General features: G+C 66.5%; 16 protein-coding genes. 12 read left to right on the top strand and 4 right to left on the bottom strand.

What is annotated here, in order from left to right:
• Positions 1 to 116: 116 nt before the first annotated feature.
• Complete coding sequence (locus CG51_RS13570) at positions 117 to 1,244, bottom strand: ParB/RepB/Spo0J family partition protein (RefSeq protein WP_035745879.1); 1,128 nt, start codon at positions 1,242 to 1,244, stop codon at positions 117 to 119.
• Positions 1,241 to 2,548 carry an AAA family ATPase gene (locus CG51_RS13565; protein ID WP_035745877.1) on the bottom strand — a complete coding sequence of 436 codons (1,308 nt, stop codon included), beginning with the start codon at positions 2,546 to 2,548 and terminating at the stop codon, positions 1,241 to 1,243. Before CG51_RS13565 ends, CG51_RS13570 begins: the two co-directional genes overlap by 4 nt.
• A gap of 531 nt (positions 2,549 to 3,079) precedes the next feature.
• Here CG51_RS13565 and CG51_RS13560 point away from each other — a divergent pair.
• The 6 genes from CG51_RS13560 (at position 3,080) to phnE (ending at position 7,745) form a co-directional block, all read left to right on the top strand.
• Positions 3,080 to 3,772 (top strand): DnaA N-terminal domain-containing protein, encoded by a 693-nt coding sequence (locus CG51_RS13560; RefSeq protein ID WP_035745875.1) that lies wholly within the window; start codon positions 3,080 to 3,082, stop codon positions 3,770 to 3,772.
• 104 nt (positions 3,773 to 3,876) lie between these two features.
• Entirely contained in the window at positions 3,877 to 4,680 is an 804-nt protein-coding gene (locus CG51_RS13555) for a phosphonate ABC transporter ATP-binding protein (protein ID WP_035745872.1), read from the top strand.
• A 14-nt stretch (positions 4,681 to 4,694) separates the two neighbouring features.
• On the top strand, positions 4,695 to 4,871 hold the full coding sequence (locus tag CG51_RS20575) for a hypothetical protein (RefSeq protein WP_198947679.1): 177 nt from the start codon (positions 4,695 to 4,697) through the stop codon (positions 4,869 to 4,871).
• A complete protein-coding gene (gene phnD / locus CG51_RS13550; RefSeq protein WP_198947680.1) occupies positions 4,844 to 5,683 on the top strand; it encodes a phosphonate ABC transporter substrate-binding protein in 840 nt (279 codons plus the stop codon). Before CG51_RS20575 ends, phnD begins: the two co-directional genes overlap by 28 nt.
• A 456-nt stretch (positions 5,684 to 6,139) precedes the next feature.
• The gene (locus tag CG51_RS20570) at positions 6,140 to 6,679 is read left to right on the top strand and encodes a hypothetical protein (RefSeq protein ID WP_211254209.1); all 540 of its coding nucleotides are present in this window, start codon (positions 6,140 to 6,142) and stop codon (positions 6,677 to 6,679) included.
• Positions 6,680 to 6,938: 259 nt separating this feature from the next.
• Entirely contained in the window at positions 6,939 to 7,745 is an 807-nt protein-coding gene (gene phnE / locus CG51_RS13545; RefSeq protein WP_035745870.1) for a phosphonate ABC transporter, permease protein PhnE, read from the top strand.
• Positions 7,746 to 7,806: 61 nt separating this feature from the next.
• Here the strand turns inward: phnE and CG51_RS13540 are convergent, their stop codons facing one another.
• Together CG51_RS13540 and ilvD are read right to left on the bottom strand one after the other, a co-directional pair.
• Positions 7,807 to 9,162 carry an esterase-like activity of phytase family protein gene (locus tag CG51_RS13540; RefSeq protein ID WP_035745868.1) on the bottom strand — a complete coding sequence of 452 codons (1,356 nt, stop codon included), beginning with the start codon at positions 9,160 to 9,162 and terminating at the stop codon, positions 7,807 to 7,809.
• 1,301 nt (positions 9,163 to 10,463) lie between these two features.
• Entirely contained in the window at positions 10,464 to 12,308 is a 1,845-nt protein-coding gene (gene ilvD / locus CG51_RS13535) for a dihydroxy-acid dehydratase (RefSeq protein WP_035745865.1), read from the bottom strand.
• Positions 12,309 to 12,740: 432 nt separating this feature from the next.
• Here ilvD and CG51_RS13530 point away from each other — a divergent pair, with 432 nt between their 5' ends.
• Genes CG51_RS13530 through CG51_RS13505 form a run of 6 tightly spaced genes read left to right on the top strand, consistent with a single transcriptional unit; the run spans position 12,741 to position 19,713 of the window.
• Positions 12,741 to 14,858, top strand: a complete 2,118-nt coding sequence (locus CG51_RS13530; protein WP_035745863.1) for a TonB-dependent siderophore receptor — start codon at positions 12,741 to 12,743, stop codon at positions 14,856 to 14,858.
• 14 nt (positions 14,859 to 14,872) lie between these two features.
• Positions 14,873 to 15,907, top strand: coding sequence for an ABC transporter substrate-binding protein (locus CG51_RS13525; RefSeq protein WP_051930592.1), 1,035 nt, complete (start codon positions 14,873 to 14,875; stop codon positions 15,905 to 15,907).
• Positions 15,904 to 16,893, top strand: a complete 990-nt coding sequence (locus CG51_RS13520) for a FecCD family ABC transporter permease (protein WP_035745861.1) — start codon at positions 15,904 to 15,906, stop codon at positions 16,891 to 16,893. The genes CG51_RS13525 and CG51_RS13520 overlap by 4 nt, the downstream gene beginning before the upstream one ends.
• Positions 16,890 to 17,876, top strand: coding sequence for an iron ABC transporter permease (locus CG51_RS13515; protein ID WP_051930591.1), 987 nt, complete (start codon positions 16,890 to 16,892; stop codon positions 17,874 to 17,876). Before CG51_RS13520 ends, CG51_RS13515 begins: the two co-directional genes overlap by 4 nt.
• Complete coding sequence (locus CG51_RS13510; protein ID WP_035745859.1) at positions 17,873 to 18,667, top strand: ABC transporter ATP-binding protein; 795 nt, start codon at positions 17,873 to 17,875, stop codon at positions 18,665 to 18,667. Before CG51_RS13515 ends, CG51_RS13510 begins: the two co-directional genes overlap by 4 nt.
• Complete coding sequence (locus CG51_RS13505) at positions 18,664 to 19,713, top strand: siderophore-interacting protein (RefSeq protein ID WP_035745857.1); 1,050 nt, start codon at positions 18,664 to 18,666, stop codon at positions 19,711 to 19,713. Before CG51_RS13510 ends, CG51_RS13505 begins: the two co-directional genes overlap by 4 nt.
• The last annotated feature ends 160 nt before the right edge of the window (positions 19,714 to 19,873 follow it).

Raw genomic sequence — 19,873 nt, 5'->3', positions numbered from 1 at the left:
CCGACGCAGGCGCGGAACAACCGATCCGAGACACTTATCGGCATGATATAAATTTTCGTCTTGCCTAGGGAAGGCATAGCCGAGCCGCGGCCCGCCAGCCTTCCCCACGGGGAAGATCAGGAGAGTTCGTCGAGCATCCTAGCCACAGCAGCCTGAAGCTTCCTCCGGTCTAGCGACGAGAAATCCCGCGGAAGCTTGATCTCGAGCCGGCCATTTGCCGCCATGCACTTCGCGACACCCAGCCGCGAGGTCAGCTGAAAGGTGGTCTTCGCCCGACCCGCCGGCGCTTGTGCTGAAGTCGTTCGGCTGCTTGCCTGCACCTCGCCACTATCTCCCCCCTCCCCTGCGACGCTACGCAACACCTCGAGCTCATCGGACACGGAGCGGTTATCCCAGTTCTCCAGGCTGCTTCGAACCTGCGCGACAAGCTCCGGCCTTTCATCCAGAACGGCGGCGAGCTTCAACCCCAGCGCCCTCGGAATGTGGCGCGCATGGATCAGGTCATCGCCAAGGCGAGACATGAGCCTGATAAATTGACGTATATAGCTGCGCTTCTGGTAACCTGCCGAGTGGAACAGCTCCGCAACCGCCTTGTCAGGGTCTGTCTCCGCAGTGCCCGGATCGGCAGCATAGTGGAGAGCGACCATCGCCATTTCAGCGAAGGAAATGTCCTTGCGAACAAGGTTCTCATCGACCATGCGGCGATACAGGCGCTCGAGTTCCTCTCCCTGAGCGGAGATGCCTGCGGGAATACGCCCCCAGCGCTCGCTGTCACCAGTCTCCTCCAGCAGACGCTTGAATGCCGTCCATCGCCGGTGACCCTGAATGAGTTCATAGCGCCCGTCTTCCCGCCGCTCGACACGGATGGGATTGGAAAGGCCAATGTCGCGCAGAGATGCAATCAGCTCCTCCAGCTCCGGGTCATCTCCGCGTGCCCGATCCCGCATTAGCTTCGTGGCGTCGATTTCATCGAGCGGGATGGTGTCGACGATCAATCCAAGCTTCTTCAGCCGGACGTGTTCCTCCGCCAGAGCATCGTTTTCAGCCCGGATTCTCTCTTCCATGACCCGGCGCTCACGGAGAGAGTCGGCGTTCTCGGTGATTGCAGCCGCCATTGGAGAGCGGCGCATCCCTTCGCTCTTGTCACCCCCTGCCCCGGGCTTTACGACGCTGTCCTTCCCCGCGGGGAAGCCTGGGTCTTCGTCATCGGGAAGCTCGATATCAAAAATGCGGCGCTTCTTCATTCCGCGTCCTCCAGTTTGTCCCAGGCGTTAAGGAAGCAGTCCTTGAATTCCTCATAGGCGCGATCAAAGGACGTCCGTGCCCGGCGCCATGTTTCCCGCGTCATCGAACGATAGTCTATTTCGTACACGGAGGAGAGGAAGCGACCGGATTGCTCCACCGCGCGCGTCATTTCGATCGGCTCCCGCGCGACGGTATCTCCGAAAACCTTGCGGAACGCCTGGTACATTGCCCGATGCAGCTCGTTGTTCGGCTCGTAGCGCGTCATGAGGAAGCGCAGATCGAGAAAGGCCTTGGGAAGGCCGATCTTCCCCGCAGGGAAGGTCCCATCGAAGCCCGTCGCCAGGTCCGCCAGCGCTTCTGCCAGCTGGCCGATGAAAGACGTTGTGGAGTCGTATTCCCAATAGCCCGGGCCGGACGGGATATAGAGCACGTCGGCAGCAAACACCGCGTTCATCGACTGATATCCGATCGCCGGGGGACAATCGAAGATGATGAGGTCATAAGCCTCGTTCGGCAGAGCGTCGAGATACCGGGACACAGCGGCGAAGAAGGACCAGTCGGGGTTGAGGTGCCGGTACTGGGCAGAGGCAAACTCAACGAAGGCGGCATTCGCACAGGAGGGGACGATGTCGATGGTCGGCCAGGCCGTGGGCTTGATGAAGTCCCCGATGCGGAGGTCACCCATTCCCAGGTCGCGCACCGAAGGAGGAAGCCGGCGCTGGGGCAGGGCCATGCCGGATTCGGCAGCACGCGGCGCGGCGTTCATGCGCTCCGTCTCATGGACGAGATCGCGCGCGATGATACCCCAGACTGTCAGCTCCTCGCTCACATCATGCAGACCCATTGAATGAGTGAGCGTCGCCTGCGGATCGAAATCGATGACCAGCACGCGATAGCCGTCCAGCGCAGCGGCATGCGCCATGTGAAGGGCAACGGTGGACTTACCCGCGCCCCCTTTGAAATTGGAGATAGCGACGCGGATCGCCCGCTTGCGCACCGGCCTTCGCGGCATCAGCGAGGCGCGGTTCACCTTCATCTTGCGCCGCAGCTCGTTGATCTCGGTCAGCGAAAACCAGCGCTGCCGGCCATCCTCCTCAACTTCCCCGCCGGGAAGGTCGGGATCCTGAGCGAGCCTGCCGCGGAACGTCGACTGGTTGATGCGGAAGATCAGCTCCGAGACTTCCCAGCTGGAGAAACGGCGGAGCGTCTTCTCATGCTCGGGAGAGAATGTCTGGCGGCGAATGTGCCCCTGCATCTTCAGCGACTGTGCCTGAAGGGCGGCCAGATCCTCATGAGTGAACATAGATGGCTTCCATTCTTTGAACGTAAATTATCATCGAGAACAGAATTACGCGCGATTTGCATGAACCGCAAAATATAAGTTACATTAACGACGAGAATAGCCGAATGTCGTTTTCACCTTACAACACTGGGCTTTGTCGCCGCGCCCCGATTCGGTGACGCCCAGGTGCGACGGCCTTCGAGAGCGGCCGCAGAGGCGGTGCGAACCCGATAAATGGGGGACAAAATCGGGGCATCAGCTAGCAGTTGAGGGGACATAATCGCTCCATGGGGTGACATACAGTATGTCCCCCAATACCAATGGAACCGATTTTGAACATGCAGCTGGCAGAGGATCGGCGCATAGCAGCAAGAGCCTGCTTGACAGAATCGCGCTATCCAACGCTAATGACGTCAATCTGGCGAAAAGCGTTGGCAGTCATCGTCCGGAGGAGCAGAAGGACGCCGTTCCCACATCTCCGCCGATCAGCGTTGGCATCTGGCGTGGCCATGCAGAAGGCGAAGGCGGGAAAACCGTCGAAGGGGCAGAGCGATGTTGATCCGCAAGGCGGTGGGGCGCGGCAGCGCCACCTATAAATATGACCTGCTCACCGTGCTGGGCACCTACGCCCTGTCACAGGACAAGACCCTGCAGCGGCAGACGCTCCGCCTCATCTGCCTCATCACTGCGCGCTACAACTGGCAGGGCGATACGCTATCGGTTGGCCAGGAGGAGATCGCGCGGCTCTGGTCGGTCGATCCCCGGACAGTCAAGCGCGAGATGGCGGCATTCCGCGCACGGGGCTGGCTGATCGAGCGCCGCGCTGCGGCCCGGGGCAGGGTGGCGGTGCACGGCCTGGGCATCCGCAGGATACTGGAGGATACGCGCATGGTCTGGGAGCGCGTCGGGCCGGACCTCGTGCAGCGGCTCGACGGTGATGCCCAGCCGGGCGGGACGGAGGAGGTCAAGGTCATTCCCTTTCCGCAGCCCGAGGGACCGGATCTGGGAAGCGCGGGGCCGGTCTGGGGGGCGGTGGCCGAATTGCTTCGGGCCGAGGACGCCGGCCGCTACCGCGCGTGGTTCGCGCCGCTCCATGCAGAATGGCGCGGCCACGATCTGCTGCTCGAGGCGCCGAGCGATTTTCACGCGCGTTATATAGAGACGCATTTCCTCTCCCGGATCGAAGCTGCGCTGAAACGGATCGCGCCGGGGGGGCGGGTCGTGATCCGGGCCATTCCGCGCTGACCGGCGAGAGGCAATCGTCACCCGGGTGACATCTTTCCGACACGAAACGCTCATGCTTTGCCGTCAAGGTCCGCCGCGACAAACTACGACGGCCCGGAGACAGCATGGCGGCGATAACGACCAACGGACTTTCACGACGCTTCGGACGCACGCAGGCGCTGGACGGCGTCACGGTGGAGATCGGCACCGGCGAGATGGTCGCCCTGATCGGCGCTTCCGGCTCCGGCAAATCCACGCTGATCCGGCATGTCGCGGGGCTGGAACGGGCCGACGCCGGGCGGGTCGAGGTGCTGGGCCGCACGGGGCAGGAGGGCGGGCGGATGCTGTCGCGCCCCGACGGGTCGATCGCGGTGCTGTTCCAGCAGTTCAATCTCGTCGGCCGCATGTCGGTGCTGATGAATGTGCTCATGGGCCATCTGGGCAGGGCGCCGCGGCTGCGCGGAACGCTGGGGCTGTTCACGGCGGAGGAGAAGGCGGCTGGGCTGGCCGCGCTGTCGCGCGTCGGCATCGGGCAGGTCGCGGGGCAACGGGCGTCAACGCTCTCGGGCGGGCAGCAGCAGCGGGCCGCCATCGCGCGCTGCCTCGTGCAGAAGGCGCGCATTCTGATCGCGGATGAGCCGATCTCGGCGCTGGACCCGGCCTCTGCCCGGCGGGTGATGGATGTGCTGGCCGATGTGAATGCGCGGGAGCGGATGACGGTGCTCGTCTCGCTCCATCAGGTCGAATATGCGCGGCGTTATTGCCGCCGGACCATCGCTATGCGCGATGGCCGCGTGGTCTATGACGGGCCGACGACCGCGCTCAACAACGACTTCCTGGCGGAGCTTTATGGAGCCGCCTCGGAGGAACTGGTTCTGCCGGAGGCGCCGCCCGTCGCGGCGGCCGCCCCGGTCCTTACTCTTGCATGAAACGGAGACCCCTCATGAAAGCCTTCCTGCAGGCCGCAGCGGCGCTGACGCTGACAGCCGCCCTGACCGGCCCCGCGCTTGCCGCCGATCCGATCAACTTCGGCATCATTTCCACCGAGAGCCAGCAGAACCTGCGCACGCAATGGGAGCCTTTCTTGCGGACATGGAGGCGCAGACCGGGTTGGAGGTGAAACCGTTCTTCGCCTCCGACTATGCCGGGATCATTGAGGGCATGCGCTTCGGCAAGGTCCAGATGGCATGGTACGGCAACAAGTCGGCCATGGAGGCGGTGGACCGCGCGGATGGCGAGGTATTCGTCCAGTCCGTCGCTGTGACGGGCGAACCCGGCTACTGGTCGGTGATCATCGTTCCCGCCGACAGCAAGGTGCAGTCGCTCGACGATCTGCTCGCCTGCGACAAGAGCATGAACTTCGGACTGGGCGATCCGAACTCCACGTCGGGCTATCTGGTGCCGATGACCTTTGTCTTTGCGCAACGCGGGATCGACCCCAAGACCTGCTTCCGCAATGTGACCAATGCCAACCACGAGAGCAACGCGATGGCGGTTGCCAACAAGCAGGTGGATGCGGCGGCCAACAACACGGAGAACATGGCGCTCATCGCGCAGAACCAGCCCGCGGCATTCGCGAAGATCCGCGAGATCTGGCGCTCGCCGCTGATCCCCTCCGACCCGATCGTGTGGCGCAAGGACATGGATACGGAGACCAAGGAGAAGGTGCGGACCTTCTTTCTGACCTACGGCACGGACAAGTCCACGGGTGATGTGGCACGGGAACGCGAAATTCTTGCAGGGCTGAAATGGGCACCCTTCCGCCCCTCTTCCGATGCGCAGTTGCTGCCGATCCGGGTGATGGAGATTCAGAAATCCATCGTGCAGACCGAGGCCGACCAGAGCCTTTCAGCGGCCGACAAGGCGGCGAAGCTGGAAGATCTGAACGCCCGCAAGGCCAGGTATGAGGCTGAACTGGCCACCTCCGGCTGATGAGGGCATATGCGCGCGCGCCGGGCCGACTATGCGAACGAGTCGATGGCATCAGGTGTCGCGCGCGCTCAGGGCCGACCATGTGACATCTTGCGCACTGGCCCAGGGCGGAGCGCGGGAAACGGCCGGGCGGACCGATCAGAGCGGAGAAACCCTTGCAGCCGGAGCGGCGAATTCTTCGCGGGTTCCGCATGAATGAGGCGGGCGAGACCCGGCAGAGCAAGCCTGCGGTCAGCTGCCCCGGCCGCCCTCAGATGCGCGCGCATCCATCACTTGGCCGGCTATTCGGTGGGGCAGGTGGAGCGCGCGGCCGCCCCAGCAGACGTGCGCGCCTCCATCGTGCATGATCTGCCTCCGCTTGCCCTTCCACTATCCGCCGGGCAGCGGGATGGCGGCGAAGCCGGGGTTCGACACCCGCCTGACCAGCTGCGAGACGGCCGCGCGGGTGTCGGCAGAATGAGGGTTTCCGCGTGGGGGAGGGGAGGGGATACTCTTCCTGGCTACTGGCTACTGGCTACTGGCTACTGGCTACTGGCTACTGGCTACTGGCTACTGGCTACTGGCTACTGGCTACTGGCTACTGGCTACTGGCTACTGGCTACTGGCTACTGGCTACTGGCTACTGGCTACTGGCTACTGGCTACTGGCTACTGGCTACTGGCTACTGGCTACTGGCTACTGGCTACTGGCTACTGGCTACTGGCTACTGGCTACTGGCTACTGGCTACTGGCTACTGGCTACTGGCTACTGGCTACTGGCTACTGGCTACTGGCTACTGGCTACTGGCTACTGGCTACTGGCTACTGGCTACTGGCTACTGGCTACTGGCTACTGGCTACTGGCTACTGGCTACTGGCTACTGGCTACTGGCTACTGGCTACTGGCTACTGGCTACTGGCTACTGGCTACTGGCTACTGGCTACTGGCTACTGGCTACTGGCTACTGGCTACTGGCTACTGGCTACCGGCTACTGGCTACTGGCTACCGGCGCTGACGCTGGCGGGAGCGCGGGGTTTCCATGCGGGCGCTGCGCTGTGTGTGAAGGCCGGCGTCGGCGGAGGAAGCCGCGGGGGGCGGATGTCGCCGGCGCTGTCACGGTACTGTCGCCAGCACCATGCCCCGGCCCGGTTCTGCGGAGGCTTCTGCACCATCGGACCCTTGTCCGCGCCGCTCCCCTTCGGACGGAGAGCGGCTGCGGGAGAACGGGTCAACCAACATGGCCCGATGGCGGGCCCTATCTACGGAAGGACAAGATGCAAGACATCGCCACCCCCTCTCTCCCGGCCGAGGCTGCCGAGGCCCGCGCGACGCGCTGGCGCGGCTTTGCCCTTGCAGGAGGGTTCGCGCTCGCGCTCGCGCTGTCCTGGCAGGCGGCGGAGATGGACCGCTGGACCTATCTGTTCACCGACGCGGGCAACATGGCGGAATATGCGAGGGGCTTCCTGCACCCGGACTTCTCCGCCTGGCGCTTTTATCTGGAGGAGATGGTCGTCACCATTCAGATCGCGCTCTGGGGGACGTTCCTCGCCGTGATCCTGTCGGTGCCCTTCGGCATTCTCTCGGCCCACAACATGGCGCCGTGGTGGGTGTTGCAGCCGGTCCGCCGGTTGATGGACCTGTTCCGTGCCATCCACGAGATCGTCTTTGCGGTGCTGTTCGTGGTGGCCGTGGGCCTTGGCCCGTTCGCGGGCGTTATGGCGCTGTTCGTCCATACAACGGGCGTGCTGGCCAAGCTGTTTTCCGAGGCGGTGGAAGCGATCGACCCCCGCCCGGTGGAGGCGATCCGCACAACGGGCGCCTCCCGCGTGCAGCAGATCGTGTTCGGGGTGATCCCGCAGGTGTTGCCGCTGTGGATTTCCTTTTCGCTCTACCGGCTGGAATCCAATATCCGCTCCGCCACGGTGCTGGGCATCATCGGGGCAGGGGGCATCGGGCAGGTGCTGTTCGAAGCGGTGCGCGGCTTCTACTATCCGCAGGCCTCGGCCATCCTGCTGATCGTGGTCATCACGGTATCGGTGATGGATCTTGCCTCCCAGAAGCTGCGGCAGATGTTCATCTGACCATCGCGGCGGCGCAGGAAGGACAGCGCCCCGGATCGCTCCGGGGCGCGCGCGTTCATGTTCAGCGTGCCGCCAGCAGCTCCGGGACGGAGAGCAGGATGAACTCGTTATCCGCGGCGCGCCCGATCTCCCGCCCGCCGGAGAACGGCAGGTTGTTGTCGTTGGCGACGAGGATATGCGTCTCGTCCACCCGCGCGACGTTCTCGATGGTGAAGAACGGGAAGGTGAACGGACCTTCGGCGGGTTTGTGGGCGGGAAGTGCCTTGCCCTCCGGGTCCGCGATGTCGAGCAGGTTCACATGGGCGATGCGGCGGATATAGCCCTGATCGTCCACGCTGGCGGTATCGACCAGAACGATGTTCTTCACCTTTGCGGGCTGCGGGTAGCAGGCGGACCAGTCGTCGGACCCCGGCGCGCAGGCGCGGGCGGCGTCGCCTTCGCCATTGTCGCGTTCGATGACCAGCGCGCGGGTGGCGTCGATGAAGTTGAAGTCCCCGATCGCGGTCGCACCTTCGGAGAGGCGGAAGCGGTAGCTGTCGCCCGTCCAGTCTCCCGCAGCGGTGTCGAAGGTCATGACGCGGAGGAAGTCGCCCTCCGTCTTGCCGCCTTCCACCAGCAGCGGCTTTTCGAGCATGGCCCAGAGCAGCCCGCTGCCTGGTTGCAGACCCATGCCCTCATATCCGCCGGAGCGCTGCACCCGGAAGTCCTTGCCGGGTTCGGCGGGCACCGTCACGCCGGGGCTGTCCGGCCCCGAGAGCGTGGCCCCATCGAGCTTCGTGCGGTGGACGGAGAGGATGCGGCCATCGGGGGCGACACGAAGCAGGGAGGGGCCGAATTCCTCGCCGATCCAGATGGTGCCGTCGTGGAACTGGATGCTTTCAGGGTCGAAGTCCGCGCCCGTCAGGTAGCGGCTGTCGGTGCCCTCGTTCGCGATGCGGAAGGGCACCCTGCGGTCGGGATCGCGGAGAAACACCGTCTCCAGCCGCGTGACCTTGCCGGTGGTGAAATCGGGCGCGAGACGGTGGAAGAACAGCATGGCGTCGGCGCTGTTGGCCTTGGTGCCGAAGCCGTTGTCGGTGAGCGTGAACCAGCTTCCGTCCGGCGCGCGGTTCATGGCGACACCGGACATGCCCTGCACCGGCTGGCCGAGGAAGGGAAAGGAGAGGCCGGTCGGATGGTTGCCGTAGGCCTTGCCGACATCGCCGGCCACGCTCATCGGCTGATCATTCCTTGCGGGGCCGGTGAACTTGCCCGAGACCCACAGGTCGCGCGGCGCGTCGGCGGGCGGGGCGATCAGCGTGAATGCGGGCAGAAGGGCATGACCCGCGAGCGTGGCGGAAAAGGTCTCTTCGGCGAAAGCGGGTGCTGCGAGCGTGGTGAGCGCGACGGCCATCGCCGTGGCGGTAGAGGGGCGCATTCGGAGAACTCCTTCATGGGGTGTGCCGGGGCTCCTGCTAGCGGCTCCGCATGACAGCGGGGCTGCGGAAACGTGGCGGAACGATGACGGTGGGGCGGACCGCTCGAAGGACGTCCCCATGAGAGGGCGCAGCGTGGGCGGGCGCAGAGTCGGGTGCACGGTCGCGAACCTGATCGATGTATTCGTGGCGCATTCGCGGGGCAGGTGCATTTCCACGGGGGCATCTGCCTGATGCCGAGGATGCGGGGCTGCCTGTCGTTCGAACTGCAGCTAAGACCGCGGGCTCTAAGAGAGCTTGCGGTGGCTTGCCGCTGTTGCTTCCATACGGGTGCTTGCCGCTCCGGCAGGGGCAGTTCCGGCAAGGGCGCGCGGCAAGAATCCGGCATCGATCCTATGTGCGCGTTTCTCTGCAGGATACACGTCGTCGCCCTCGTGCACGATAAGCGCGGTTTGTTGATACGGCCCGCGCCGCCGGTGATATTCCGTGGCGGTGAACCGCGCGTTCCGCGCACGCGCTTGTCGTTTGTTCGCCGGCTACGGCCGCAGCGCCTGCCCGCGGCCCTGTGCCCGCAGGAGTGGGCGCCCATTGCGCTTTGGCAGGCTGCTGAAAAGTCCTGAAGTGTCATGCCTATGTGCGGGATCGGAAATCGGCTCGGAAACGAACGGAGGTATACGGCTTTCCGGCTGGATTTCGTCAGATGGCAAACGATCCCTGCTCCAAAACAGGCCAGAAAACCTTTTTCATCAGCCTGTTAGCGGGTTTCTATGCTGGTCTCCCAAAGAGCTGCGGGGGGAGTGTTGTGCGCCCGGTGCTATGGTCCAGCGAAGATCACCCGCCCCTGCCGCTTCCGCGCCTGTCCGTTCGCGGCGTCGGCTGTGGGTTCTTATCCTGCTTCCGTTGTCAGGGCGCTGGAAGGTGCCCGGGCTGTAGGAAAGGGGCTTGCCGCACCCGCCCATCCTGCCGATGTCCGGTTCGGAGGCTCCCTGAGCGAGGGATGCTCTCACGACCGGTCGCAAGGGTTGCAAGGGCGGAGAGGCGCATCGTGCATGGCGGGTGACATGCGCGCTCCGGTGAGACGGGTCATACGCGACGGACGAAGAACTGAAGCGAGCAGGGCCTTGATCCCGGGCACTCTTGGGCGCCGCACCTGTCGCGCGCGGGGTCGCGAGGGTCATCTCCGGACATACGGGAAATGTGGAGTCACGGCCGCCTGCCCCGGGCGGGGGCAGGCAGCCGTCAAAGGTGTTCTCCGGGCGTGGCATCGGAGCCGATGCCGCCCGGAGGGATTGGCGCTGCCGGATCAGTCCGCCAGATCACCGAGGATGCGCACTGCGCCCTTGTCGGCGGAGGAGGCGAAGGCGGCATAGGCTTTCAGCGCGGTCGTCACGTTGCGCTTGCGCGCTTCGGCGGGTTTCCAGCCGCGCCGGTCCTGCTCCTCCCGGCGGCGGTCGAGTTCGGGCACATCCACCATGAGGTCGATGGTGCGGTTCGGGATGTCGATGGCGATCATGTCGCCGTCCCGGACGAGACCGATGGCGCCACCCTGCGCCGCCTCCGGCGAGGCATGGCCGATGGAGAGGCCCGACGTGCCGCCGGAGAACCGTCCGTCGGTGATGAGCGCGCAGGATTTGCCGAGGCCGCGGGATTTCAGGTAGCTGGTGGGGTAGAGCATCTCCTGCATGCCGGGACCACCCTTCGGCCCCTCATAGCGGATTACGACCACGTCGCCTGCCTTCACCGCTCCGCCGAGAATACCCTTCACCGCCGCGTCCTGACTTTCAAAGACCACCGCGGGGCCGGTGAATTTCAGAATGGATTCGTCCACCCCCGCCGTCTTCACGATGCAGCCGTCGAGCGCGATGTTGCCCTTCAGCACCGCGAGACCGCCGTCCTTGGAGAACGGGTGCTGCGCAGACCGGATGACGCCGTTCTCCCGGTCCAGGTCCAGGTCGTCCCAGCGGGAGGACTGGCTGAAGGCCACCTGCGTCGGCACGCCGCCGGGCGCGGCCTTGAAGAAGGTGCGCACGGTTTCCGACTGGGTGCGGGAGATGTCCCAGCGGTCGATCGCCTCGCCCAGCGTGGGGGTGTGGACGGTGGGCGTGTCGCGGTGCAGAAGGCCCGCGGCCTCCAGCTGGCCAAGGATCGCCATGATCCCGCCCGCGCGGTGAACATCCTCCATGTGCACGTCGTTCTTCGCCGGCGCGACCTTGGACAGGCAGGGGACGCGGCGCGACAGCCGGTCGATATCGGCCATGTCGAAGTCGATCCCGCCCTCATAGGCGGCGGCGAGGATGTGGAGCACGGTATTGGTCGACCCGCCCATGGCGATGTCGAGCGACATGGCATTCTCGAAGGCGCGCTTGTTGGCCACGTTGCGGGGCAGGATGGAGGCGTCGTCCTGCTCATAATAGCGCTTGGCCAGATCGACGATCAGGTGACCCGCTTCCACGAAGAGGCGCTTGCGGTCGGCATGGGTGGCGAGCGTGGAGCCGTTGCCCGGCAGCGACAGGCCGAGCGCCTCCGTCAGACAGTTCATCGAATTCGCGGTGAACATGCCCGAGCACGATCCGCAGGTCGGGCAGGCGGAGCGTTCGATGACCTTCACATCCTCGTCCGACACCTTGTCGTCGGCGGCGGCGACCATTGCATCGACAAGGTCGAGCGCCACGGTCTTGCCATGCAGGACGACCTTGCCCGCCTCCATCGGCCCGCCGGAGACGAACACCGCCGGGATGTTGAGTCGCATGGCCGCGTTCAGCATGCCGGGGGTGATCTTGTCGCAGTTTGAGATGCAGACCATCGCATCGGCGCAATGGGCGTTGACCATGTATTCCACGCTGTCGGCGATGATCTCCCGCGAGGGCAGCGAGTAGAGCATCCCGTCATGGCCCATGGCGATGCCGTCATCGACCGCGATTGTGCTGAATTCCTTGGCGACGCCGCCCGCGGCCTCGATCTCCCGCGCGACGAGCTGGCCCAGATCCTTGAGGTGGACGTGGCCTGGCACGAACTGGGTGAAGGAGTTTACCACGGCGATGATCGGCTTGCCGAAATCGCCGTCCTTCATGCCGGTGGCGCGCCAGAGACCGCGGGCCCCTGCCATGTTGCGGCCGTGCGTGGTGGTGCGGGAACGATAGGCGGGCATGGGATCATCTTCCGTTTGGCTCTCCAGCGCCCGCGTGAGGCGGAGCCGGATGAGATGTGTCTGGCTGGCACGGGCGGGCCCGCGCGCTGCTGAAATGGGTTCCTCCGTAGCAGGACGTGCTTACGCTTCCCGGCGCGGGTTTTGTAGCCCAATTTTTCGACATATTGCGGCGGAGCACCCGGAGGGAGGGGACGCGGCGCATTTGGCATGTCGGGAGCGCAGTTTCCTGAGCGCGGAACTGAGCGCGCAAGGCACCGCCCAGCGGAAACGGAAGCACGAGATAGCGCGCCGCCGGAGTGGGGGGCGGACCCCCGAAAAAGCCGTCAATGACGCTTTTCATCGCAGGATGTCCCCTGTAGGAAGGCTGCAAACCGCCAGCCAGGGGATTCCGCCCGCGCGCCAGCCGAAATCACATCCTGCGGGGGCGACGGCATGGCATCCAATCGGCAAGACGGATATCGCGGCTGGCACATTGTGGCCTTATGTGGCGCGACAGCATTGCTGCCGGTCGCCGCGACGGCACAGGGGGTCGCAGCGGAAGCTGCGCAGGCGGCGGTGGGCCTGAGCCCTGTCGTCATCGACAGTCAGGCGGGCGGCGATGCCGTCACCTTCGCTCCGCGGCTTCAGGTGAGCGCGAACAAGATGGCGAGCGATGCGCTCGACACCTCCGCCTCCGTTTCCGTCGTGTCGCAGAAGGAGATCGAAAGCCGCGGTGCCCAGACGCTGGAGCAGGTCGTCAGCTACACGGCGGGGGTGCTGGTCAACGAATGGGGCAGCGACGACCGATACGACTACATCCGTATCCGGGGGTTCGATCAGAATACCCTTCTGACCTTCCGCGACGGGCTGCCCACGCGCGGCTTCGGCTGGACCTTCGGGCGGCTGGAGCCCTATGGGCTGGAGCGGGTCGAGGTGTTGAAGGGGTCCAACTCATCGCTGTTCGGGCTGTCCTCTCCCGGCGGGGTCATCAACTCCGTCACCAAGATGCCGCGCCCCTACAGGTTCGGGGAGGTCTATACCACGCTCGGCGACGACCATACGGAGGCGGGGTTCGACTTCGGCGATGCGACAGCGGACAGGACGCTGAGCTACCGGCTGACCGGCAAGGCGCAGGAGGCGGAGGGCTACTACGACCACTCCCCCGATGACCGCCGCTATCTGGGTGCGGCGCTGACATGGGCGCCGACGGAGGCTACCTCGCTCACGCTGCTGGGCGACTACAACCGGCGGGACGGCTGGCCGGGGACCGGCTTTCCGAAGGGAACGGCGGACCGGCTGGGCTACAGGACGTTCCTGGGGGAGCCGGATTTCAATACGTTCGACACGCGGCAGAAAAGCCTCGGCTATCTGCTGAGCCATGATTTCGGCGGCGGGCTCACCTTCCGGCAGAACGCGCGGTATTCGTGGCTCGATCTGGATTACCGGCAGGTCTATGGCGCCTCCACCGATCCCACGGCGGACCGGACTTCCTTCTTCGTGGGGAGCAAGGCCCGGCAGTTCGCCATCGACAACCAGCTGCAGTTCGACACGAGCTTCGGTGATGTGCGGGGCCGGACGCTGGCGGGTTACGAATACAGCTGGATCAGGGTGGACGAGCTGGCCAAGGTCGGCACCGCCGGGCCGCTCGACATTTTCGATATCGCCTATTGTGGGCGGGGCTGCGTGGCGCTCGGACCCTATATCGACTGGCGGCCGGAGCAGACGACCCACGCGCTCTATCTCCAGCAGGAACTGACCTTCGACGACCGCTGGATCCTGACCTTCGGAGGGCGCTACGACCGGACCAATATAGATATCGACTATGGCGCGGGCGATTACCGGGGGCCGGGCCGGGCGGATCGCGACTTCAACGCCTTCACCAAGCGCGCGGGCGTGACCTACAAGGCGACCCCGGACCTGTCGTTCTACGCCAACTATTCGGAGAGCTTCGAGCCGGACCCTTGGGCGCCAGCGAGCGATCCGAAGAAGGGCAAGCAGTATGAGGCCGGTGTCAAATACCGGCCCTCCGGCACGGAGGCGCTGCTGACCGCCGCCGTCTTTGACCTGACCCAGACCAATGTCAGCGTTCAGGTGGACCCGGTGAACTACCGCCAGATCGGCAAGATCGGGGTGCGCGGGCTGGAACTGGAGGCGAAGGGCGAGGTGCTGGACAACCTCAACCTCACCTTTGCATATGCCTATTGGGATGCCGAAATACGCGAGGACGGCGTGCAGGGCAATCTGGGCAACCGGCCCGCGCGGGTGCCGCGTCATATCGGCGCGATCTGGGCGGACTACACCTTCCCGGGCACTGCCGCGCGCGGCGACGTGCGCATCGGTGGCGGTATGCGGTACATGGACGGCACCTATGGCGACGATGCAAACACTGTGCGGGTCGGCGGCTATGCCGTGTTCGACGCGATGGCGAGCTATAGGCTGACGGAGGACGTGCTGCTTCAGGCCAACGTGTCGAACCTGTTCGACCGGCACTACCTTGTCACCGACTATCACGGCACCGAGTATTTCAGCGACGGGCGGACTGTGACCGCGACGCTGAAATACACCTGGTGACAGAGGAGACCCCCATGCCGCTTTTCCCGGCCTTGCCCCGTTTTGCTCCCCGCGCCCTGTCACGGCGGAGCGTGCTTCTGGGCGCGGCAGGTATGCTGGCGGCGCCTCGGGTGCTGCGGGCGGCGGGGGAGGGCGGGCTGCGCTTTCGTCACGCGATGGGGGAGATCGTACTCCCCGCGCCCGCGCGGCGGGTTGTCTCGCTCGGTGCGAATACGCAGGATCCGCTGCTGGCGCTTGGCGTCGTGCCGGTGGCGATCCGGCGGTGGTATGGCGATTACAACTACGGCGTCTGGCCCTGGGCGCAGGACCGGCTGGGCGATGCGTCGCCCGTGGTGATCGGCGGAGAGATTTCCGCGGAGACGGTGGCGAGCCTGCGCCCGGACCTGATCGTCGGGATCGGCTCGGGCATGTCCGGGGAGGAATATGCGCTGCTCTCGCAGATCGCCCCGGTGCTGATGCAGGCGGAGGGAACGACCCCCTATGGCACGTCGTGGCAGGCAATGACGGAGGTTCTGGGCCGCGCCACGGGCCGGGAGGCGGAGGCCGGGCGGCTGGTGGCGGGACTGGAGGCGGAGTTCGCCGCGATCCGCGCGCGCCACCCCGACTGGCAGCGCATGACCGCCGTTGCCGCCTGGCAGGACAGCGGCCAGACAGGGGCTTTCACAGCCGATGACACGCGGGCGCGCTTTCTGCGGGAGATCGGCTTCGGCCAGCCCGCCGGACTACGGGAGCTTTCGGCCATCGACGGATTCTACACCACGATTTCCTCCGAAGATTTCACTCCCATCGCCGCCGATCTGATCGTCTGGATTTCCGATTTCGCCCGTGCGCCGGACATTGCGGCGCTTCCCATGCGCCGGACGATGCGCGCCTTCCGCGAGGGGCGGGAGATACTGGCCGATACCGTGCTGACGGGGGCGCTGTCATTCGGCACGGTGCTGTCGCTGCCCTATGCGCTGCGCGAGATCGAGCCGGAGATCGTGCTGGCGGTGGATGGCGATCCGGCCACGGTGGTGCCTTCGGCGGCACGAGCGGGGCTTGCCCCGTGAGGGGGGTCGTCTGGTCGGCGGCGCTTTTGCTGCTGGCGGCGGCACTGTCGCTGGCGGTGGGGGTGCGGCCCATCGCGCCTTCGGTGTTTCTCGACCTGATCCGCGGCGGCTATGATCCGGCGAATGCCGATCACGTGGCGCTGGCGCTCGTCCGCGGGCCGCGGATCGCGGCGGCGGTGATCGCGGGCGGCGCGCTTGGCGTGGCCGGCACCGTGTTGCAGGCGATGACCCGCAACCCGCTGGCCGATCCGGGCCTTCTGGGCATCAACGCCGGGGCGGCATTTGCCTTGCTTGGCGGCACCCTGTTGTTCGGCGGAATGGATCAGGCGACGGCGAGCGCGCTGACCTTTCCAGGCGCGGCGCTGGCGGCGACGGCAGTGTTCCTGCTGGCGGGCGGGATGCATGGGGGTGCAGGACCGATGCGGATGACGCTGGCCGGGGCTGCGCTGAACGCGCTGCTGCTGTCGCTCGTCACCGGAGTGGTGCTGATCCGGCAGGATGCGCTGGATGTCATGCGGTTCTGGGTGGCCGGTTCGCTGGCGCAGGCCCATGCCCGCCCGCTGGCCGCGATGGCGCTGGCGGGCGCGTGGGGTGCGGCGATCGCGCTGATGATCGCCCCGCGGATCGAGGCGCTGTCGCTCGGAGATGCGATGGCGCGGGGCCTTGGCGCGCATCCCGGCCGGACGCAGGCCGCGGCACTGGCCGCTGTTGCGCTGACCACAGGGGCTGCTGTCGCAGTCGCGGGGCCGATCGCCTTTCTGGGACTGGTGGTGCCCCCCCTCGCGCGGCGGCTGGTCGGCCACCGCCTGCGGGTGGAGCTGGCCGTGTCGCTGCTGCTGGGCGCGGCGCTGCTGCTGGCCAGCGATACGCTGGGGCGGCTGGTGCTGGCGCCTTCGGAGGTCCGCGTGGGCGTGATGACGGCAGTCATCGGCGGGCCGGTATTTCTGTGGATCGCGCGGGGCGTGCGGCCGGGAGAGGAGGCATGAGCGCGCGGAGGCCGGCCCTGCTTCTGCCGGTGCTGCTCCTGATCGCCGGGCTGGCGGGGTTGGCCTTCGGGCAGGTCTGGGTCGGCCCGGATGTGCTGTGGCACGGCGCGGTCACGGGGGAGGGGGCGGGCGCGATGATGCTCTCCACCTTCCGCGGGCCGCGGGTGGCGGTGGCGCTGGGGGCCGGGGCGGCGCTCGGCCTGTCGGGGGCGCTGTTCCAGACGCTGTTCCGCAATCCGCTGGCTTCGCCCGACCTGATCGGCTTCACCTCGGGCGCGGCGCTGGCGGTGGTGGCGGGCACCGCGCTCGGCCTGATGTGGCCGATGCCGCTCCTCGCCGCGGGGGGTGGTCTGGCGGCGGCGCTTCTGGTCGCCTTGCTCAGCTATCGGCGGGGACATGCGGTGCCGCCGCTCACGGTGATCCTCGTGGGTCTCGGCGTCGGTTTCGTGACTTCCGCGCTGGCCATGTTCCTGATGTCGAGCCTGCCCAGCAACACGGCCGCAGAGGCGCAGCGCTGGATGACCGGCTCCCTCGCCGCGCGCGACTGGGGGCACGTGGCGCAGGTCTGGCTGCCGGGCGGGGTGTTGGCGATCCTCCTGCTGGGCCAGATGCGCTGGCTCGCCGCGCTCGAGCTTGGCGAGGAGATGGCGCGTGCGCTTGGCCTTCGGGTGGCGGCGGCGCGGCGGATGCTTGTCGCGACGGGCGTGCTGCTCGCCGCGGTTGCGGTTGCGGTGGCGGGGCCCGTGCCCTTTGTCGCGCTGATGGCGCCCCCGCTCGGCCAGCGGTTGAGCGGGGCGCGGGGCCTTGCGGGGCGGATGCTGGCTGCAGCCGCTGCGGGGGCGGTGGTGCTGGCGGGCGCGGATACGCTGGCGCGCACGGTCATTCCCGGCGTGGAACTGCCCGCCGGGGTCATGACGGGGCTGCTTGGCGCGCCCTACCTGCTGTGGCGGCTGATGCGAGAGATGAAAGGGGGCGCGCTATGAGACTGGCGGCAGAGGCGCTGACGCTCGGCTATGACGGGCGGACGGTGATCCGGGGGCTGGATCTGCGGCTTCCCGATGTGCCGATGACGGCGATCCTCGGCCCGAACGGCTGTGGCAAGTCCACGCTGCTCCGCGCCATGGGGCGGCTCATTACACCGCAATCGGGCCGTGTGCTGCTGGAGGGAGAGGATGTGCGGCGGATCGAAAGCCGCACGCTGGCCCGCCGGATGGCGGTGCTGCCGCAATCGCCGGTGGCGCCGGGAGGCATCACGGTCGCCGATCTGGTGCGGCGCGGCCGTCTGCCGTGGCGCGGTATGCTCGCACCCTGGCGGGAGGCGGACCAGAGCGCCTGCGTCGCGGCCATGCAGGCCGTAGGCGTCGCAGACCTGGCGGATCGCCCGCTGGAGGAATTGTCGGGCGGTCAGCGGCAGCGGGCGTGGATCGCGCTGGTTCTTGCGCAGACGACGCCGCTGCTGCTGCTGGACGAGCCGACGACATTCCTCGACCTTTCGCACCAACTCGACCTGCTCGCGCTGCTGCGGCGGCAGAGCCGGGGCACGGGCCTACGGGTCGTCGCCGTCCTGCACGACCTGAACCTTGCCGCACGGTTCTGCGATGCTCTCGTGCTGCTGGGACCGGGCGGGCTGGTGGCGGAAGGCGTGCCGGAGTCGGTGCTGACGCCCGAACATCTCGACCGCGCCTTCGGCCTTGCGGCCGAGGTCCATCCCGATCCCATCACGGGCACCCCCATGGTGATCCCCGCACATCGCCCCGAGGAGAGGCTGGCATGACCCATACCGAAAGCGCCACGGGGCACTATCACGGCCCCCTGTCTGAGGAGATGTTGCCGCATCTGGAGGAGCATCTGCTTGCCTTCGACATTCCGGTTCGGCGCGCGACGGGGCGTCTGGAAATCACCGGACCACTGGCAAGCGCGGCGCTGGTGCTGACCCCCGGGGGGCTGGACATCGCCATTCGCGCGGTGGATGCGGTGCAGCTCTATCACATGCGGGAGAGCGCGATGTATCTGCTCGACCATGTGAGCCCGGAGGTCGCCACGGGGCTGACATGGGCGGATGGCCCGGCATTGCCCGCACGCCCGCCGAGCCTGCATGATGCGACTGTGCTTTCCACCCGCCGGATCGGCGCGAATTTCCTGCGGGTGGAGCTGGGTACGCCCGGAGCCGGGGCGCTGGGGCGGGGAGGGATGCACTTCTCGCTTCTTCTGCCGCCCGAGGGGCGCGCGCTTGTCCTGCCGTATCTGAACGAGCGCGGGCGGACCGTCTGGCCGGCGGGCGCTGATGCGCTGCACCGGGTCGGCTACACCTTCGTGACACTCGAGTCCGGGCCGGACGGCGCGGGGCGTTTCACCTTCGACATCTATCTGCATGAGGGCGGGCGGACGTCGGAATGGGCGCTGGCCGCCCGTCAAGGGGAGCGGGTGGCGGTCATGGGCCCGGGAGGCGGAGACTTTCCGCCGGGGGAGCGGCTGCTGATCGCGGGGGATGAGACCGCGCTGCCCGCGATCCGCCGCATCCTCGAAGCCTCGCCCGCCACGCGGCAGGGGCGCGCGATCATCGAACTCGGCGATCCCGCCGACCGCTGCGGGATCGCCGCGCCGCCGGGTATCACCATCGACTGGGTGGAGCGGAAGCCGGGCGCGGGTCTTCTGGAGGCGCTGCGCGCCATTCCGCTACCGGAGGCGGGGACATATCTGTGGGTCGCGGCGGAGCAGTCTGTGGTCCGGCAGGCAAAGGAGCATTTCCGCGCAGCAGGGCGGATCGAGCGCGGGCTGAACTATTTCTCCTCCTACTGGGAGGCTCCGAGCGCCGGGTGAGCACGGCGGGCGCCGATTGTGGAGGCGTTTCGGCGCGTCCATCGAAAGCATGGCGAGTTCCCGTTGCCCGGTTCGCACCTGCTCTACATAGAGGATTGCCCCATCGTGCATGGGCGGAAAATATCCGGGATGATCTGCAGAACTGTGTTCTCCGCTTGAC

This window comes from Haematobacter missouriensis, from assembly GCF_000740775.1.
Taxonomy (GTDB): Bacteria; Pseudomonadota; Alphaproteobacteria; order Rhodobacterales; family Rhodobacteraceae; genus Haematobacter; species Haematobacter missouriensis.
This window is presented reverse-complemented; position numbering and strand designations above follow the sequence as displayed.

Bases quoted from the DNA above. Each gene is read 5' to 3' on its own strand.
- CG51_RS13570 (WP_035745879.1), bottom strand. From the start codon at position 1,244: ATGAAGAAGCGCCGCATTTTTGATATCGAGCTTCCCGATGACGAAGAC.
- CG51_RS13565 (WP_035745877.1), bottom strand. From the start codon at position 2,548: ATGTTCACTCATGAGGATCTGGCCGCCCTTCAGGCACAGTCGCTGAAG.
- CG51_RS13560 (WP_035745875.1), top strand. From the start codon at position 3,080: ATGTTGATCCGCAAGGCGGTGGGGCGCGGCAGCGCCACCTATAAATAT.
- CG51_RS13555 (WP_035745872.1), top strand. From the start codon at position 3,877: ATGGCGGCGATAACGACCAACGGACTTTCACGACGCTTCGGACGCACG.
- CG51_RS20575 (WP_198947679.1), top strand. From the start codon at position 4,695: ATGAAAGCCTTCCTGCAGGCCGCAGCGGCGCTGACGCTGACAGCCGCC.
- phnD (WP_198947680.1), top strand. From the start codon at position 4,844: ATGGAGGCGCAGACCGGGTTGGAGGTGAAACCGTTCTTCGCCTCCGAC.
- CG51_RS20570 (WP_211254209.1), top strand. From the start codon at position 6,140: ATGAGGGTTTCCGCGTGGGGGAGGGGAGGGGATACTCTTCCTGGCTAC.
- phnE (WP_035745870.1), top strand. From the start codon at position 6,939: ATGCAAGACATCGCCACCCCCTCTCTCCCGGCCGAGGCTGCCGAGGCC.
- CG51_RS13540 (WP_035745868.1), bottom strand. From the start codon at position 9,162: ATGCGCCCCTCTACCGCCACGGCGATGGCCGTCGCGCTCACCACGCTC.
- ilvD (WP_035745865.1), bottom strand. From the start codon at position 12,308: ATGCCCGCCTATCGTTCCCGCACCACCACGCACGGCCGCAACATGGCA.
- CG51_RS13530 (WP_035745863.1), top strand. From the start codon at position 12,741: ATGGCATCCAATCGGCAAGACGGATATCGCGGCTGGCACATTGTGGCC.
- CG51_RS13525 (WP_051930592.1), top strand. From the start codon at position 14,873: ATGCCGCTTTTCCCGGCCTTGCCCCGTTTTGCTCCCCGCGCCCTGTCA.
- CG51_RS13515 (WP_051930591.1), top strand. From the start codon at position 16,890: ATGAGCGCGCGGAGGCCGGCCCTGCTTCTGCCGGTGCTGCTCCTGATC.
- CG51_RS13510 (WP_035745859.1), top strand. From the start codon at position 17,873: ATGAGACTGGCGGCAGAGGCGCTGACGCTCGGCTATGACGGGCGGACG.
- CG51_RS13505 (WP_035745857.1), top strand. From the start codon at position 18,664: ATGACCCATACCGAAAGCGCCACGGGGCACTATCACGGCCCCCTGTCT.